Here is an 18844-nt window from a genome sequence, read left to right as displayed (position 1 = left end):
ATATTACAGAAATATTACAGCTTTACACAATCTTTGCAAAAGTCCGGTTTTAGGTTGCAGGTCAGTTAAGAGCCATTAACAGATGCCCCATTTTAGTGCATTCAAAAAATCCCCGTGCTAAGATATTGCTTGTAGATAAGAAGATATGAGCTTCATCTAGCGAAGGTGCGCCAATAAGAGCAGCACCACAACATAGGCAAGACCATAACAACTTAAATAAAACATTTAAAAAGTATTCTTAATTGAATAAGGAGCGTATTAAATTATGAAATTAAACAAAATTATCTTAGGCACATCATTTGCATTAGCAAGTTTGTTCGCAGTAACAGCTAACAACGGTGTAGAAGCATCAACTTGGACAGCACGTTCAACTAATGAAGTCGTAGCAGACTTAGAAATTTCTGCTGACGGATCAACTACTTCTTACACTATCCAATACGGAGATACATTAGGTGTTATCGCATCTGCAGCATCTGTAGACGTTAATGATTTAGTTGCTATCAACGACATCAAAAACGCTAACTTAATTTTCCCAGGTACTAAACTTTCATTCGTAACAGATGAAGCTACTGGTGAAGTTGCAGAAGTAACAGTTGAAGATTCAGCTACTGCTGAAGCAACAACATATGATGTAGCCGAAGAAGTTGTAACTGAAACTGCTTATGAAGCACCAGCTGAAACTTACGCAGCAGAAGAAACAACTTATGAAGCACCAGCTGCAACTACTACTGTATCTACTGTTTCTGGTTCAGAAGCAGCAGCTAAAGAGTGGATTGCTCAAAAAGAGTCAGGTGGATCATACACAGCTTATAACGCAGCAGGTGGTTACTACGGTCGTTACCAATTAAACTCTGGTTTAGTAGCATACGGTGCCTCAGCAGCTGAACAAGAAGCAGCAGCAGATGCATATGTAGCTGAACGTTACGGTTCATGGACAGCAGCTCAAGCTTTCTGGTTAGCTAACGGTTGGTACTAAGATAAAAATAGCATTCATTGCTAGACATATTCATACAATTTAAGGGTGTCAGGTTTAACCTGGCACCTTTTTCGTTTCTATTATAAATAGTGTTGGTGGGATTTTATTCAAGCTCATCAGCACTTTTTTGTGTAGGTTTTCGGCACATAATTTTTGAGCGAAACCGAAGTCATTGGGGAATCGGAGTAAAAATACATCGATAGAAAAAAAGATGACTCCGATAACGTTTCGGAATCATCTTTTATAAGTAGCCCAACGCTCTTTGAGCATCAGCTTTTATTCAAATGCATACGAAGATTTATAAGTTAAATCATTGGTGTTATCAAATAATAGTCGTGGCCCTTGTATTTCAAGGGTATAGGTTACTGGATCTGAATCCGTTACAACTGAAAGGATCAAGTCGCCATCTTCTTTTGTAATATCGTAATCGTAGTATTTTTCGGTTTCTAAAGGAAGAATCGTCGTAACTTCTTCTGCATCGTCGTCAGGAGTATTCATGGTTAATCCCTCAAACTTTACGCCATCTTTATCAAACCATATTTGCGCCGCATAGCTGTCAAGATAGATACCCTCTGATGCTGCTGCATCCTTAAATTCTCGTGAAAAAGAGCTTTCGCTTGAACAACCAACTAAAAACATCACACAAAGGAAAAATATCAAACCAAAAACTTTTTTCATAAATTTACCCTCACTTTATGTAACCTTGTTCTTCATACATAATCTCTATTCCCTAAAAAATTACCCTATTAAAATCGACCAATTGTTAACATTATCATTAAATTGATGTACATTATTTTTATAATTATACCATATACTGTATAGTATAGTGTTTTGTTTACGTAAATGAAAGGTTGCTAAAAAGCTAAAGATAGCATTTATTGCGAGACATGTTCTTACAATTTAAGGGTGTCAGGTTGGACCTAGCACCTTTTTCTTTATTCGGACAATATGACATGAAATGTAAGCACTTCTAACAAGGCATTCGTTAAGATAGTCTTAAAATCCGCAATTTAACTGCAAAAGTATTGACATTGCATCTTTATATTTATAAAATGTAGTGAGTTACTACTTTAATAAAATCTCAGAGTGAGATAGCGCCAGTCCTGTAGCGATGCAGGAGACGAGGACTGAATTTATCGAAATGTTCGGCGGATGATTCAGGGGCTGTACGGTCCATAGGTGAGGAAAAAAGCTAGCTAATCAATGACTTAGAAACTCATTTTAGCTAGTCAAATAGCCACCAAGTGCGTAGTAACCAAATAAAACTGCGGCAGGCACTAGAAGACTAGGGCCTAATTTCATGCCGCCAAAATAGGAGGAAACTACAACATGTGTGGTATTGTAGGTTATATTGGTAATGGATCAGCTCAAGAGGTATTATTAAACGGTTTGGAACGTTTGGAATACCGCGGTTATGATTCAGCAGGTGTTTACGTTGTCGATGCAGAAGGTCAACAAGGTCATTTATTCCGTGAAGAAGGTCGTATCGCGAAATTAGAGAGCGAAGTAGACATGAACCTTGAAGCACATACTGGTATCGGTCATACACGTTGGGCCACTCATGGTGAACCAAGTGTACGTAACGCTCACCCGCACCAATCAACTACTGGTCGTTTTACATTAGTACATAACGGCGTTATCGAAAACTACAACGAAATCAAAGAATCAATCTTATCAGGTGTAACTTTCCATTCAGATACAGATACAGAAGTAGCTGTAAACTTGATTGAACATTACGCATTAACTGATGGTTTAGATGCTGAAGCTGCTTTCTTAAAAGCATTGAACGTTATTGAAGGTTCATACGCATTCGCTTTAATCGATTCAGAAGAACCAGGTGTTGTTTTCGCTGCGAAAAACAAATCTCCATTATTGATTGGTAAAGGTACTGACTTCAACACAATCGTATCTGACGCTATGGCTTCAATCGATTTAACAGACCAATACGTTGAAATCCATGATGGCGAAATCGTTATCTTAACTGAAGAAAACGTTACAATCAAAAACCTTAAAGGTGAAACTGTTGAACGTGACGCATACACTGCGCAATTAGACGCTTCAGACTTAGATAAAGGTACTTACCCATTCTACATGATCAAAGAAATCGACGAACAACCAGCTGTATTACGTCGTATTATTCAAGAATACCAAGATGAAGCAGGTCAATTAACTGTTGATCAAGAAATCTTAGACGCCATCACAGCAAGTGACCGCATCTACATCATCGGTGCTGGTACTTCTATGCATGCCGGTTTAGTTGGTAAAAATATTATCGAATCTCTTGTTGGTATCCCAACAGAAGTTCACGTGGCATCTGAATTTGCTTACAACATTCCAGTATTAAGCAAAAACCCATTCTTCATCTACTTAACACAATCAGGTGAAACTGCAGATAGCCGTCAAGTATTAGTACAAACAAACAAATTAGGCTATAAATCTCTAACAATCACTAACGTTAAAGGTTCAACTTTATCTCGTGAAGCTGATTACACATTGTTATTGAATGCTGGTCCTGAAATCGCTGTTGCTTCAACAAAAGCATACACTGGTCAAATCGCTGTAATGGCTGTTTTAGCAGAAGCATTACGTAAAGATTTAGGCTTCGAAGCGAAATTCGACATGAAACATGAATTATCAATCATTGCGAACGCAATCCAAGTATTGATCGACGAAAAAGATCACGTACATGCATTAGCAACTGACATGTTCACTGACAAACGCAACGCATTCTACATCGGTCGTGGTATGGACTACGAAGTGAGCCGTGAAGCTGCTTTGAAAGTAAAAGAAATTTCTTATATTCAAGCTGAAGGTTTTGCTGCTGGTGAATTGAAACATGGTACAATCTCTCTAATCGAAGACGGTACACCTGTTATCGGTATCATCACACAAGCAAATACTGCTGCGCACTCTCGTGGTAACATCGAAGAAACACGTTCTCGTGGTGCGAAAACATTGGTAATCTCAATGAAAGGTTTAGACCGTGAAGGTGACGACATCGTTCTTCCTAAAGTTGAATCATTGTTATCTCCATTAGTAAGTGTTATCCCAACTCAATTGTTGGCATACTACGCTTCATTAGACCGTGGTTTAGACGTTGACAAGCCACGTAACCTTGCAAAATCAGTAACAGTTGAATAATCATCCATAAAAAAAATAAAGCTCCTTCCAAGTTGGCAATTTGCTAGCTTGGGGGAGCTTTTTCTTGTGGGATTAGACAAGCTAACCCCAAGAATAGAAAAAAACTGGCGATACCTAACAAATATGTCAGGCCATCAACCAGCTTTCTTCTTATATATATTATTTCCCTAGTAGTTTGCTGCCGGCAGCATCATCCACTAAGACAATGACATTGTCATGTTCTTGCAAGATGCTGGCTGGTACATCGGGCGTAATAGGTCCTTCGACCATGGCTTTCACAGCATCCGCTTTAGCTTCACCAAAAGCGAGCAAAAGAATTTTCTTCGATTTCATAATAGAGGCTAAGCCCATTGAATATGCTTTTGTTGGCACATCTTCGATATGATCAAAGAAGCGGGCATTAGCTTCAATGGTAGAAGGCGCTAATTCAACAAGATGAGTTTCCACATCACGTGAGGCCCCAGGTTCGTTAAAACCGATATGGCCATTTTGTCCAATCCCTAAGATTTGTAAATCAATTGGGTGTGCTGCAATTACTTCATTGTAACGATTCTCTTCAGCTGTGACATCAGTGGCTAAACCGTTTGGAATAAAAGTTTCTTTGAAAGGTTTTTGATTAAATAGATTTTCTTTCATAAAGGTTGCGTAACTTTGGGGATGATCTGCAGCCAAGCCGTAGTATTCATCTAAATTCAAGGCAGTCGCTTGTGAAAAATCCAAGTCTGATGCAGTGATGTAGTCATATAAATCAACTGGTGTAGAACCAGTGGCAAGACCAAACACTGTGGCACCATCTGCTAGTGCTTCGCTAAAAATATCAAAAGCGCGCTTTGATGCTTCTTTTTTGGTAGAAAAAATTTCAATCTCCATGAATATTTAACCTCCAATATATATTTACTATACGTTCAGTCTATCACAATATCTAAAAAAAGGAATGCGAAAAGGGTGGCACAAACTAGTGTGCCAAACTTGCATGTACAAGTGATTGAAACGGCTTTCAAAACAACGTACGATATAAATATAGAAAAAAAGGGAGGCGTAAACATGTCAGAAAGAACAGAAAACAAAAGTGTAAAAGCTACAATTCAAAAATTAGGTTCATACCTTAGCTCAATGGTAATGCCTAATATTGGTGCTTTTATTGCTTGGGGTATTATTACAGCGTTATTTATTCCAGATGGGTGGTTACCAAATGCACAACTAGCAAACTTAGTTGGGCCAATGCGTGACTACTTACTACCAATCCTAATCGGTTATACCGGAGGTTCAATGGTATACGGTCAACGTGGTGCCGTAACTGGTGCAATCGCCACTATGGGTGCTGTTGTTGGGTTATCAAGAAATTTGATGAAAAAGCCCAAGATCACATTCCAGCAGGTTTTGAAATGTTGATCAACAACTTCTCAATCGGTATCTTAGGTTTCTTATTAACACTACTTGGTTTCTATGCAGTAGGGCCTTTTGTATCAGGAATGACAACAATCTTTGCGACAGGTGTTGACTGGATTATTGCACAAGGTTTACTACCATTAGCCAATGTCTTTATCGAACCAGCAAAAATTTTATTCTTAAACAATGCAATCAACCATGGTATCTTAACACCATTAGGTTCTCAACAAGTAACAGAATTAGGTCGTTCAATCCTATTCTTACTAGAAGCTAACCCAGGTCCTGGTTTAGGTATCTTGCTTGCCTTCTCTGTATTCGGAAAAGGTTCAGCCAAAGCATCAGCACCAGGGGCAATTATCATTCACTTCTTGGGTGGTATCCATGAAATCTACTTCCCATACGTAATGATGAAACCATTATTATTCCTAGCAGTTATTGCAGGTGGTGTATCAGGAACATTCACATTCCAAGTATTAGGTGCAGCCTTAACAGGTCCAGCATCTCCAGGTTCAATCATTGCCATCCTTGGTATGACTGCACCAGGCGCATACATCGGCGTTATCGGTGGGGTTTTAGTCGGTGCAGTGGTATCATTCTTAGTAGCAAGTGCTATTTTGAAAATGGATAAAAAAGCAGACGATGACTTTGAAGCAGCGCAAAAATCAATTAAAGATGCAAAAGCCCAATCTAAAGGCCAAGCAACTACATCAACTACTGGTGCCGCTACAACAACTACAGCAGCTGATTTATCAGTAGACAACATCGACCGTATTATCTTCGCTTGTGATGCAGGTATGGGTTCAAGTGCAATGGGTGCGTCATTATTACGTAAAAAAGCCAAAGCACAAGGTTTAGACATGTCTATTACCAACACTGCCATCAGCAAATTGGAAGACAAACCAGGTACTTTAGTCATCACACAAGAAGAATTAACTGATCGTGCGAAAAAACAAGCACCAAGTTCAGCCCACGTTTCTGTAGGGAACTTCTTAGACGGTGACCGCTATGACGAAATCTTAGCAGAAATGCAATCAGGTAATGCACAAGCACAAACTGCTCATGCTACCGAAGCAACAACACAAGCTAAAACAGTAGCCTATGCAGATATTCAATTGATTCAATTACCATATGCGACAGATGCATCATCTGCAGCAATCATGGGTGCATCAATTTTACGTAACAAATTGAAAAAAGCGAATTTAGACATCGTTGCTGAAGCAGTGCCATTTGCTGAATTAACAAACGCAGCACAAGTATTAGTCATTACAGACGCAACAACAGATGCTGAGGCACGTGCCAAAGCACCAAATGCTTCATTCGAAGTAATTGAAAAATTATATGAAGAAAAACAATTTAGCCAAGTCATCGACAAGCTAAAATAGGTAGAAGGCTATCAACAAAATAAGCATCAAGGAGCGGTTAGCGTGTATTTTACCAAACGTGAGAAAATCATATTAGGGGTTCTGCTTGATTATCCCAATGGTGTAAACCAACAGGACTTGCAAGACATTCTAGGTGTTAGTAAACGTACGGTATATCGTGAATTAGCTAACATCGAAGACTCTGTTGCGCAGTTTCACCTTACTGTGGTGAAGCCGCGCAACGATGGTTATTATCTTGAGGGCAGCGAGGAAGACAAGCAAGCTTTATATCAAGCCTTGCATCAAACACCGTTTTCTACTTTTTCCAAAGCACAAAGGCAAAATGCCCTAGCATTGACCTTCCTAATGCAGGATCAAGTAGATACGATTGATGCGATTGCTGCAGATTATAAGGTAAGCGAACGGACTTTAAGTACAGATTTAGCGATGATTCGTTCGAGTTTTGCTGAATATGGCATAGAGTTTCAAACAGATCGAAATGGAAATCAAACGGTTGTTGGCGATGAAATTATTCTTCGCCAATTAATCGTTAATCTATTGGATTTAAATATTAAAGAGTATGAATTCTTCCAATTGATGAAAGCCAAAGATTTTGCACAAGTGGACCAAGAGGATTACTTCCTACAATTGGTGCCGAGTGCCATTTATCAACTCATTCACCATATTTTCAACCAAGGTTTTGCCAAAGATCAATTTGCGATTTTACCGGATAATCAGTTGAAAACGATTATTATCAGTTTTGCGGTCAATATTTTGCGTATAGAGCAGGGCCATGAAATCGAAAGTGAAATATTAGCCAAGGGACAGTCGGCGCATTTTATTCGCTTATCACATCAATTGTATGAATTGGTGGCGAAGAACCGACATTTGGCAGTGAGCATGAATGAGCGCCATTTCTTTGCACGTCAATTAGAAGGTATGAACTTCAATAAGAGACAAAATATTTTTTCCCAAAACTTCAATACGGAGTTGTCTTATCAGGTGGCAGAATTAACGCGTCGGATTTCCAATCAAACGGGTTATGACTTCCGCCAAGATAACACCTTATATGAAGACTTGATGACGCATTTAAATGCAGCTTTGAAGCGTGTTGATCAGGGAATGGTAAGTATCGATGATAATATCTTGGATAAAATTACCAGTAAATATCCGAATCTCCATGCAGCTGTGGGTGAGAGTTTGAAAGAAGTCTTTCCTGCGAAAAACTTTAATAATGAAGAAATTGCCTATATCGTCATCCACTATGCATCGTCCATTGAGCGACAACCGATTTCTAGCAACATCAAAGTAGTCATTTTAACAGCGGGTGGTTTTGGTACATCTAAGATTTTAGAGGGGCGTTTTAAAAATAAAATCCCTGAAATTCAAAATCTAGAGATTTACAAGATTTCACAGATGGATACGATTAAGTTTAATGAAGTGGATTTAATCTTATCGACAAGTTACTTGCCAGGCTTTGATTACAATTACAAGGTTATTTCGCCACTCTTACTAGATGACGAGATTATGAGTTTGCGCCAAGAAGTGAAGAATCTATCGCAAATGAAATCGGGTGGTTTCAATAATGACCGGATGCAAATGCGTGCGGATGAACGTTTTGATAAGCTATTTCGTTTAGTGAATTCAGCCAATCAAATTTTGGAAAACTTCGATATTGTGGATGTGGTTGCTGGTGATAGTGTTGAAGAAACCCTATTAGCAATCGTGAAAGATATTGATGCGACAATCGTGTCTGATCCGGAAATGGTGACAGACAAAGTGATTCACCGTTATTTGGAAGCACCAATAGGTATTCCACATTCCAACATCGCTTTATTCCATTCGACCAATCAGTGGGTGCAAGCGCCATTCTTTAAAATTTACCAATTAGATAAGTCTTTCTCCATTCTAGGGATGGATAAAGAACCAATTGATTTGGAGCGAATTTTATTGCTACTGGCACCAGAACCTTTGTCGGATGAAAATGAAATCTTGTTGGGTAAAATATCAAGTTCGATTATCGATAATGATTTAAATACAGAAATCTATAAGAGCGGGACAAAAGGGATTGTGTTCCAATTATTGAGTTCATTATTTGTAGAAGAAACAACACGTATAGAGTAAACAAAAAGGAAAAACAGAAGGGGAAGTGATTAATATGGAACTTAAACAGGAGTTAATTCAATTAAATGCTAGTTTCACTTCGAAAGAAGAAGCAATTCGTGCAGCTGGCGCATTATTAGTACAAGCAGGTGCAGTGGATGCAGATTACGTATTATCAATGTTGGAACGTGAATCAATTGTATCTACATACATGGGTAATTTCGTAGCCATTCCTCATGGTACTGATGGTTCGAAAGCACACGTGAAACAAACAGCCATTTCTTATGTGCAAGTACCACAAGGGGTAGATTTTTCAGATGATGAGTCAGAAGAAAAATTAGCAACTGCCATCTTTGGGATTGCAGGTGTGGGCGATGATCACTTAGATTTATTATCTAAAATCGCCATTTTCTGTTCAGACGTCAGCAATGTTGTACGTTTGACAGATGCGAAATCAGAAGCGGAAATTATTGAAATGCTTAAGGAGGTAGAAGCGTAGATGAAAGCTGTACATTTTGGTGCTGGTAATATTGGTCGTGGATTTATTGGTGAAATTCTACATAAGAATGGGTTTGAAGTAGCCTTTGTAGATATTAACGAAACAATCATTAATGCTTTGAACGAACGAGACACATATGAAATCGAATATGCTGATGACAAACATGAACGTTTAGAAGTATCTGGTTTTAAAGGTATCAACAACGGTCAAAATCCTGACGCTGTAGTCGAAGCAATCGAACATGCAGATATCGTAACCACTGCAATTGGACCAAATGTCTTACCATACATTGCGGAATTAATTGCGAAAGGTATCGCAAAACGTCGTGAAAACAACAACGAACGTCCAATCGATGTCATCGCATGTGAAAACATGATTGGTGGTACGGACTTCCTACACGAGAAAGTAGCTGCTTTCTTCTCTGAAGAAGACAAAGCCTATGCGGCAGAAAAAGTTGGGTTCCCTAACGCTGCGGTTGACCGTATTGTCCCAATTCAAAACCACGAAGATCCATTATTCGTATCCGTTGAACCTTTCAGCGAATGGGTCATTGACCAAACTGATGTGAAAACGACAGATATTCGTCTAGACGGTGTATTATATGTAGACGACTTGCAACCGTTTATTGAACGTAAACTATTCTCAGTAAACACAGGTCATGCCACAACTGCTTATACAGGTAAATTCTACGGTTATGAAACAATTGATGAAGCATTAGCTGATGAAAAAGTACTAGCCCAATTACGTAACGTATTAGGCGAAACAGGTGCTTTACTAGTTGAAAAATGGGGCTTTGATCAAGACAAACATCAAGCTTACATTGAAAAAATCGTGGGACGCTTCCAAAACCCATACATTTCTGATGCGATTACCCGTGTTGCCCGTACCCCAATTCGTAAATTAGGTTACGATGAACGCTTTATCCGTCCAATTCGCGAAGCCAAAGAACGTGGCTTATCTTACACTGCTTTACTTGAAACGGTTGGCTTCATCTTTAACTATGATGACCCAGCTGATGATCAAAGTGTTCAATTAAAAGAGTTATTGAATACCAAACCAGTGAATGAAGTTATTAAAGAAGTGACTGGCTTAGAAGACGAAGCGTTAATCGCTGAAATTGAACAAGCTATTCAAAAATAAAATGAGATTTTCATGTGACGTTTTATGACCTATTCGTCATAAAAAAGTTTGGAAATCATCAAATATCCTAAATTTTTGATCTGGAACAGTAAAATGTTCCAGATTTTTTTGTTTTTTATGGTAAAATCTTAAAATGATGTAATGTTTTAAGCAAATTTGAAAACGTTATAGTAAAAGTAGAATTACTATATCATTTTGGTTATAATGAGCTTAATAGGTAGGCTACAGTCAAATAGAAGAAAAGAGATGATCATGTGAAACGACTCATTTCAAGTGCAGCGAGCGATATCTTGAAGATGTCCGCACCGGAGTTGAAGCAAGCAATTTTAGCGAGTGAAGGTAGAACGATTGTTGGTGAGACGGTTGTCACTGCAAGTCCCTTGATTGAAGGCTTGTCCAATGCTGAGGTCATGGCTGCTTTCGGTGCTGACATCATTATCTTGAACGAGTTGGATGTATTTGATCCAGTGGTGCCAGGAGTTGATGAGGTTGAGGCGCGCGAGGTTATTCGTACTATTAAACACCTAACGGGGCGACCAATTGGCGTCAACTTAGAGCCGGTTGATCCGGATATGGCTTTGTTGGAAGATGCGGTGCATTTGCCAAAGGGACGCCAAGTGAGTCCCGAAAGCTTAGCGGCGGCCAATGATTTGGGTATCGACATCCTTTTCCTAACGGGTAATCCAGCGACTGGGGTTTCGATGGCGACGATTGGACAAGCAGTTATTTTGGCTAAGCAACATTTCAATGGCCTTGTTTTTGCGGGTAAGATGCATGGTGCAGGGATGCAAGAGGCGATTGTGGATGAGGCGCGGTTGACCCAGTTTGTGCGTGATGGTGCTGATGGGGTGTTGATTCCGGCGGTCAATACGGTTCCTGGTGTGTATGAGGAGGAAAACCGTCGTGTGACGGCTCAGATTCATGCGCTAGGGGGTCTGGTAGTGTCTACGATTGGTACGAGTCAGGAGAGCGCGACGACTTCGGTGATTGAGACGATTGGCTTGTCTAATAAGCGTGTTGGTGTTGATTGTCATCATATTGGGGATGGGTCTTATGGCCGGATGCCGCATCCAGAGAATATTGTGGCGCTAAGTTTAGCTGTCCGCGGAAAACGTCATACGTATTTCCGTATGGCACAGTCAATTCATCGATAAATTCGATATAAATGGGAGTGAAGAAGATGAAAAATTATTTACAAAATTTAGGTAAATCGATTATGTTACCAGTGTCTATTTTACCGGTAGCATCGTTACTAATGGGTATTGGGTATTGGATTGACCCGGCAGGTTTAAGTGGTGAAGGTACAAATGCCCTTGCTATATTCTTAATTCAAGCCGGTTTAGCGGTAATCAACAACCTATCAGTTTTATTCGCTGTGGGTATTGCGACAGGTTTGAGTAAGGATGGAAACGGAGCTGCGGGTCTTTCTGGTCTAGTTGGTTTCCTTATCGTTACGGAATTATTGAGTGTTAATGGTTTATCGGTATTATTAGGTATTCCAGCTGAAGAAGTGCCAATGGCGTTTGGCGCAATTAAGAACGTCTTTATTGCGATTATCGCTGGTACTGTGGCAGCTTACTTGTACAACCGCTACAGTTCAACGAAATTACCGACTGCCCTAGCGTTCTTTAGTGGTCGTCGTTTAATTCCAATTTTAACTGCGGGTGCCATGTTGATTATCTCAGCTATTCTATTCTTCGTTTGGCCAGTGGCTTATAACGCATTAGTAGCATTTGGTACCTTTATTTCTAGTTTAGGTGCATTTGGTGCTGGTTTGTATGGTTTCTTCAACAAACTATTAATTCCAACAGGTTTACACCATGCCTTAAACGCAGTATTCTGGTTCGACTTAATCGGTATTAATGATATCGGTAACTTCTGGGCATCTACTGGTGAAAAAGGTGTCGTTGGTATGTACCAAGCTGGTTTCTTCCCAATTATGATGTTTGGTCTACCAGGTGCAGCTTTAGCAATGTACAAAAATGCTGAACCAAAAGCGAAAAAAATTACTGCTGGTATTATGATTGCAGGTGCGTTCGCATCATTCTTTACAGGTATTACTGAACCAATTGAATTCTCATTCATGTTTGCAGCACCAGGGCTTTACTTATTACATGCCTTCTTAACAGGGGTATCAATGTTTATCGCAGCAACCTTCCACTGGACTGCTGGTTTTGGTTTCTCTGCCGGTTTAGTGGACTTCGTATTAAGCTTACGTATTCCAATTGCTAACCAACCATTGATGTTAATGGTATTAGGTTTAGTAATGTTTGCAGTTTACTACTTTGTATTTGACTTTGTTATCCGTAAATTTGATATTTCAACACCAGGTCGTGGTACAAACGTGACGACTGAAGTGGAAGGTGGATCTGAAGCAAGCACAACTGAAACAGCAGGCGCAGGTATCACTAGTGATGACAAATACGGTCGTATGGCAACAGGTATCTACCAAGCAGTTGGTGGCGATGACAACATCGTTTCTTACTACAACTGTGCAACACGTCTACGTTTTGAATTGAAAGATGCAGACAAAGTTGACCAACAAGCAATCAGAAATCTGGGTGTACCAGGTGTCAACCAATTAGACAAAAACCACCTACACGTTGTCGTAGGTACAGAGGTACAATTCGTAGCTGACGAAATGAAAAAAATCAGCGACGCAGAAATAAAGGATGAAAAATAGGATGTGAGAAAAAGCGTTTAGCCCTCAACCAGTGGAAGAATAGTGCCGTGTCACATGAAATGTGACGCAAACTATTCTGAAGTGGGCAGAGGGCTGCTTTTTCGAACTCAACTTCATAGGATGTGAGCGCGGGCGTTCAGACAGCTCTCAACTTCATTAGTGAAGGTCCGCGTATCCACCAACCTTGAATGTAGCACCTATGCTTTTGAATAAAACATGTAAGCCCCGATGATCAGGTCAAACCTATCATCGGGGCTTTTTTAGTAAATATGTAGCATCTTTAGAAAGAACATAGTACAAACAAACCGCGCCATATGGCAATCGATGACTATTGATAGTTTAAAACTATCAAAAACCGACGGAAATGGGTATGGATGATGGATTGAATTCAAGATTGAATAGGGTTAAAGTAAAATATACAATATTTAATTCAAGAAAACCTATCAGAAAGGTATGGCGAACATGGGAGATTTTCAACCAGCGCAAAGCTATCAATCTTTGCCAAAACAATATTTTTCAAGCCTATCCGCAATTATTGCGAATTTAAAAACAAAATATGACGACGTGATCGATTTGGCCGTAGGTACGCCTGATTTACAGCCACCGCAAGCCTTAAAAGATGCTTTAAAAACAGCTATCGACAATCCACAATACGACCGCTATGGCCCTTATCGTGGTGAAGCCTTCCTAAAAGAGGCAGTGGCACATTTCTACCAAAGCCAATTTGGTGTGACCATTGACCCCAAAACCGAAGTCGCTTTGTTCCACGGCTCAAAAGAAGCCATCATGAAAGTCAGCCAAGTCTTGGTCAACAAGGACGACACCATGCTGTTGCCCAACCCGACTTACCCAGACTACCTGTCTGCCGTTGGTTTAACCCAATCAAAAGCTGTCTTTATGGATCTGTTGGAAAAAAATGATTTCTTGGTCGACTACAGTCAAATCGATGCCAAAACAGCGGCCGATGCCAAAATCATGTTCCTCAACTATCCAAATAACCCGACAAGTGCCTTGGCGACACCGGCATTTTTCGCCGATACAGTGGCTTTTGCGGAAACAAACAACGTTTTCGTGGTTCATGACTTTGCTTACGCACCATTTGTATTTGATGATGAAAAACCATTGTCATTCTTAGAGACACCAGGCGCAAAAGAAGTTGGCTTAGAGTTATTCTCTTTATCAAAACTCTACAATATTCCTGGGTGGCGTGTTGGTTTTGCAGTCGGGAATCCACAAGTGATTGAGTATTTAAACAGCCTACAAGACCATACAACTGTTGGTATGTATGGTGCAATTCAAGAGGCGATAGCTGTTTTACTCAAAGCAGACGAGCAACCGTTCATTGCCGAAATGAAAGACGTTTATCAAAGACGACGCGATGTGGTGATTGAGGAATTCACCAAGGCAGGCATCACTGTTAAACCATCTAAAGGGACCATTTATCAATGGTTGCAAACGCCAGATGGGGTCAGCGCTCAAACCTTCTTCGAGGCCATTGCCAATGAAGGGCATGTCGGCGTAGCACCAGGTCACGGATTTGGGGATGCTGGTGAAGGATTTATCCGTATCGGACTAATCGCAGATGAAATCATCCTACGAGAAGCTGCACGTAGAATTGCAAAAGTATATCTAGATTTACAAAAATAAGGTATTTAAAAAGGGGAAAACGTTATGAAGAAATGGCAAAAAGGTTTAGTAACAATTTTGGGTGCATCTGGATTATTATTAGCAGCTTGTGGTAATCAAGCTGCAAGCAGTGATAGTGCAAGCGATACAGCATCAAGCGAAACAGCAAGTGAAGGTTTGATGGATGATGGCGTGTTAACTGTTGGGGTAACAGCTGGTCCCCACGAAGAAATCTTTAACTTTATCAAAGACAAAGCCGCTGAAGACGGATTTGAAATCGAGTTAGTTGTCTTCAACGACTATGTCAAACCAAATACAGCTTTAGCAGAAGGTGAATTGGACATCAACTCAATCCAAACTGGTCCTTATTTAGAAACAGTTATCGCAGATACAGGTTACGAAATAACCCCTATCTTTGAAAATATCACAATTCCAATGGGGATTTACTCTGAACAATATGATACAGTCGACGAATTACAAGAAGGCGACACTATTGCCATTCCAAACACACCATCTCAAGAAGGTCGTGCCTTATTAGTATTGGAAAACGCTGGTGTCATCACATTGCCTGAAGGCTTAGGCATCGATGCAACCGTAGACGATATCGAAGAAAACCCATTAAACCTTGAATTCATCACTGGTGATCCAGCCCAATTCATCGCGCAATTACCAGACGTGGCCGCTGCAGGTATCAACTCAAACTACATCCTTGATGCCGGATTGAGCGCCAAAGACCTAGCCATTGCCATGGAAGATAGCGAAGACACCACTTGGGTCAACCTGGTCGTAGCCCGTACCGAAAACGCCGAAGACCCAGCCTTAGCACAACTTGAAGAGTACTACAAAACCGATGAAGTCAAAGCCTTTATCGACGAAACCTTCCAAGGCGCTGTTGTCGCCTCTTGGTAAAAATACCCGAATATATGAAGACAAACGGCCAGGAAACTGGTCGTTTTTTTTTGTTCAACATAGCGAATTTTCCCCCTCGTCGACGACTGGTCTCATTAGACAAGTAGGGCAGAATGCGTTAATCTTAACTTATATATATTACAAGTTTAGACAATAAAGGAGCCATTTATATGAGACAGATTGTCACACAATTATGCTTTAATGACCAAGCTGAGGAAGCTGTTGCTTTCTATATGAGCTTGTTCGACAATAGCGAAGTTACACGCACTATGCACTATCCAATGCCTCAAGGAGATGCGGTTGCCATCGATTTTACTTTAGAAAATCAAGCTTTTTCAGCGATTAATGGTGGCCCAGATATGAAAATGAATGCATCATTTTCTTTAATGGTTGCACTGGATACAGCAGAAGAAGTGGATGCACTTTATGCCAAACTGGCTGAAGGTGGTACCGATATGATGGAACTGGGCGAATACCCATTTTCACCACGCTATGCTTGGGTAGCCGATCGCTTCGGTGTGTCTTGGCAATTGATGCTGGCCGAAAACGTGCCTGCCAACCACAAGATTCGTGTAAGTCTACTCTTTGCGGGTCAATATTGCGGTCAAACGCAAGCAACTCTTGACCACTACACCGCTGTTTTCCCAACGGCAACATTGGGTCATGTGAATTACTATGGCGAGGGTGAAGCCCAAGACGACCGTGCCAAAATCAACTACGCAGAACTAAATATCGGCGACCAACAATTGGTTTTAATGGACCATGGTTTTGGCGGCACGGAAGAATTTAGCGAAGCATGGTCCTTCTTGATCGTCGCTGGCGCTCAATCAGAGGTCGATTACTACTGGGAAAAATTGTCTGCGAATCCGGATGCGGAAGCTTGGGGTTGGTTACAAGATGCCCACGGAATCTCTTGGCAAATCGTCCCTCAAGGCTACTATCAAATTATGGAAACAGCAAAAGAAGACCAGAAGAAACGCGTCTTAGATGCTATGTTCAAGATGAAAAAATTGGATATTGCGAAATTGGAAAACGCGAAGTTTGGTATTGGTTAAGCTTCAGATTGGCTAGGATGCGCCTTTTTCGCAAACCAATCAGTCACTGAATCAGACGCAAAATGTTATAATGAAGACGTAAGTGTTTTCATTTTGAAAGGTGGCTATTATATGGATTTAGGATTAGCTGGAAAAGTAGCAATTATTACGGGCGCGAGTAGAGGGATTGGATTCCAAACGGCGCTAGAATTAGTGCGCGAAGGCGCTGACGTGGCGATTATTGCACGCCGCGAAGAACGTTTGCTTGAAGCCCAAGCGAAAATTAAAGAAGCAACTGGTAAAGAGGTGCACTATGTGGTGGCGGATGTCAGCAGTGAAGCGGACGCTAAACGTGCGGTTGCGGAAACGGTTGAAAAATTCGGACACGTGGATATCTTAGTGAATAATGCCGGATCAAGTGCGGCATCTAGTTTTGAAGCTGTAGCCGATGAAGATTGGCAATGCGATTTAGACTTGAAAATTTTTGGTGCGGTGCATTTTATCCGCGAGGTTTTACCTTACTTCAAGGCGCAAAAATCTGGTGCTATCTTAAACTTAACAGCAATCGCAGGGAAAACACCGCCCGCAAATTCATTACCAACTTCAACCAGCCGTGCTGCTGGATTAGCGTTGACCAAGTCATTGTCTAAAGAGTTCGGTCCTTATAACATTCGCGTAAACGCGGTAAGTATCGGCTTGATTCGTTCAGAACAAATCGAAAGAATGTGGCAAAACAATATGCCAAATGCACCGTGGGAAGATTTTTCACGCGCTGCATCAAGCAATACACCACTTGGTCGAATCGGTAACACAGAAGAAGCTGCAAAAGCCATTACCTTCTTGGTTTCTGATGCCGCATCATATATTTCAGGTGTTGCATTAAACATCGATGGTGGCGCTTCTGCAGTCATGTAATTTTCTAAGTATTTGTAATTGAGATATTTCAGATAGGAGATTGATACATATGACAAACGATTATAGTGTAAATATTCTAAAGCAAGCATGTAACATGACAGATGGCTCACAACGCCATTCCTATGAAAATCAGATTTTACTGTATCATTTAGATGAGAATATGTCGAAAGAAGACCTGATCAAATTTATTAAAGAAGATAACCTTGAAGAACCATACGAAGTTGTCGAAGGCCGCTCTATTCAATGGAAAGTAGCTAAAGTCATCGACGTATTTGAAGTATTAGGTTTTGAAGGGCACTTTGAAGATGGCCAAGAAGTCTACAGCCGCTTCCTCACAGATGATGAAGACCTGGACTTCATTCTCGGCAAATACTTCCCTGACTATGTCTTCGAAGATGCCGCAGAATAATACTGGGAAAACTAAAATCTTCGATTTTCGTCCTTACAGTGTACGTTCCTTATAGCCGTGGGACCACCGGGAGCCAAGGTCTCCCGGTTTGAAATCGAGCCAAGGTCTCGATTTCATCCTTCTTCACGGCATAGGAACTACACTTTCAGTCCTTTATTTTTCCAAAAGATATTATTTCTGTCTAGGGAAGGATTTGTAAAAGGGTGAACATCTTCAATTAGATGTACTTTTATTTGTGAAGCGAATACCAATAAATCAAGATAGTCAAAACGAGGTAGGGATTAAAAGGTCCCTGCCTCGTTTTTTGTATTGTCATGATTTAACTTTTGAAGAAGAGGGTTGGTTATTTTTGAGCATTGTGTATATTCGATATGAAAAATACGGAAATTGACCACTTGAAGGAGCTGTGTGAACTTTTATGAGAAAAAATGCGTCACACAACGCCTTGTGTGATTCGCCTTTAAAAATACGCGTCACACAGCCCTCTGTGTGACGCGATTTTTCTCATTTTTGAAAGCACAGCCCCCTGAAGTGTTCAAATAGCGGTTATTTTAAATGCTATAAATACAATCATACCCACCTAAAATAAAATATGATTGTTTTTATAGTAAAAACCCACGAAGCCAAATCAGGTTCGGTACCGACCCCCAAAAGTTAGA

14 protein-coding genes and 1 pseudogene are annotated in these 18844 nt (G+C 40.4%); 13 read left to right on the top strand and 2 right to left on the bottom strand.

Annotation, left to right across the window (positions count from 1 at the left end):
- The first annotated feature begins 265 nt into the window (after positions 1-265).
- A complete protein-coding gene (locus tag EF384_RS05570; RefSeq protein ID WP_123780091.1) occupies positions 266-976 on the top strand; it encodes a LysM peptidoglycan-binding domain-containing protein in 711 nt (236 codons plus the stop codon).
- Between the two features lie 276 nt (positions 977-1252).
- Here the strand turns inward: EF384_RS05570 and EF384_RS05565 are convergent, their stop codons facing one another.
- Positions 1253-1654 (bottom strand): hypothetical protein, encoded by a 402-nt coding sequence (locus tag EF384_RS05565; RefSeq protein WP_148076702.1) that lies wholly within the window; start codon positions 1652-1654, stop codon positions 1253-1255.
- 651 nt (positions 1655-2305) lie between these two features.
- Between EF384_RS05565 and glmS the strand changes: the two genes are divergently transcribed.
- Positions 2306-4117 (top strand): glutamine--fructose-6-phosphate transaminase (isomerizing), encoded by a 1812-nt coding sequence (gene glmS, locus EF384_RS05560; protein ID WP_123780087.1) that lies wholly within the window; start codon positions 2306-2308, stop codon positions 4115-4117.
- A 159-nt stretch (positions 4118-4276) separates the two neighbouring features.
- On the opposite strand, the gene EF384_RS05555 is transcribed toward glmS, so the two are convergent.
- On the bottom strand, positions 4277-4987 hold the full coding sequence (locus EF384_RS05555) for a glucosamine-6-phosphate deaminase (protein ID WP_123780085.1): 711 nt from the start codon (positions 4985-4987) through the stop codon (positions 4277-4279).
- 174 nt (positions 4988-5161) lie between these two features.
- Here EF384_RS05555 and EF384_RS05550 point away from each other — a divergent pair.
- From EF384_RS05550 to EF384_RS05500, 11 genes and pseudogenes are all read left to right on the top strand, one after another.
- Positions 5162-6888 (top strand): annotated as a pseudogene (locus tag EF384_RS05550) (PTS mannitol transporter subunit IIBC).
- 42 nt (positions 6889-6930) lie between these two features.
- Positions 6931-8991, top strand: coding sequence for a BglG family transcription antiterminator (locus EF384_RS05545; RefSeq protein WP_123780083.1), 2061 nt, complete (start codon positions 6931-6933; stop codon positions 8989-8991).
- A 34-nt stretch (positions 8992-9025) separates the two neighbouring features.
- Entirely contained in the window at positions 9026-9469 is a 444-nt protein-coding gene (locus tag EF384_RS05540; RefSeq protein ID WP_123780081.1) for a PTS mannitol transporter subunit IIA, read from the top strand.
- On the top strand, positions 9470-10609 hold the full coding sequence (locus tag EF384_RS05535; protein ID WP_123780079.1) for a mannitol-1-phosphate 5-dehydrogenase: 1140 nt from the start codon (positions 9470-9472) through the stop codon (positions 10607-10609). It abuts the gene before it with no gap.
- 254 nt (positions 10610-10863) lie between these two features.
- Complete coding sequence (locus tag EF384_RS05530; protein WP_123780077.1) at positions 10864-11763, top strand: DUF7916 family protein; 900 nt, start codon at positions 10864-10866, stop codon at positions 11761-11763.
- A gap of 26 nt (positions 11764-11789) precedes the next feature.
- Positions 11790-13292, top strand: a complete 1503-nt coding sequence (gene nagE / locus EF384_RS05525; protein ID WP_123780075.1) for an N-acetylglucosamine-specific PTS transporter subunit IIBC — start codon at positions 11790-11792, stop codon at positions 13290-13292.
- A gap of 462 nt (positions 13293-13754) precedes the next feature.
- Complete coding sequence (locus tag EF384_RS05520; RefSeq protein ID WP_123780073.1) at positions 13755-14939, top strand: aminotransferase class I/II-fold pyridoxal phosphate-dependent enzyme; 1185 nt, start codon at positions 13755-13757, stop codon at positions 14937-14939.
- A 24-nt stretch (positions 14940-14963) separates the two neighbouring features.
- Entirely contained in the window at positions 14964-15827 is an 864-nt protein-coding gene (locus EF384_RS05515; RefSeq protein ID WP_123780071.1) for a MetQ/NlpA family ABC transporter substrate-binding protein, read from the top strand.
- A gap of 170 nt (positions 15828-15997) precedes the next feature.
- Complete coding sequence (locus EF384_RS05510; RefSeq protein WP_123780069.1) at positions 15998-16882, top strand: VOC family protein; 885 nt, start codon at positions 15998-16000, stop codon at positions 16880-16882.
- Between the two features lie 111 nt (positions 16883-16993).
- Positions 16994-17776: an SDR family NAD(P)-dependent oxidoreductase gene (locus tag EF384_RS05505; RefSeq protein ID WP_123780067.1), complete on the top strand. Its 783-nt coding sequence runs from the start codon at positions 16994-16996 to the stop codon at positions 17774-17776.
- Positions 17777-17825: 49 nt separating this feature from the next.
- On the top strand, positions 17826-18185 hold the full coding sequence (locus tag EF384_RS05500; protein WP_123780065.1) for a DUF4288 domain-containing protein: 360 nt from the start codon (positions 17826-17828) through the stop codon (positions 18183-18185).
- The last annotated feature ends 659 nt before the right edge of the window (positions 18186-18844 follow it).

The sequence above is a fragment of the Aerococcus agrisoli genome (genome assembly GCF_003797145.1).
In the GTDB taxonomy this organism is placed as follows: Bacteria; Bacillota; Bacilli; order Lactobacillales; family Aerococcaceae; genus Aerococcus; species Aerococcus agrisoli.
The sequence above is the reverse complement of the archived record's forward strand: the minus strand, read 5'-3'. Positions and strand labels throughout refer to the sequence as shown.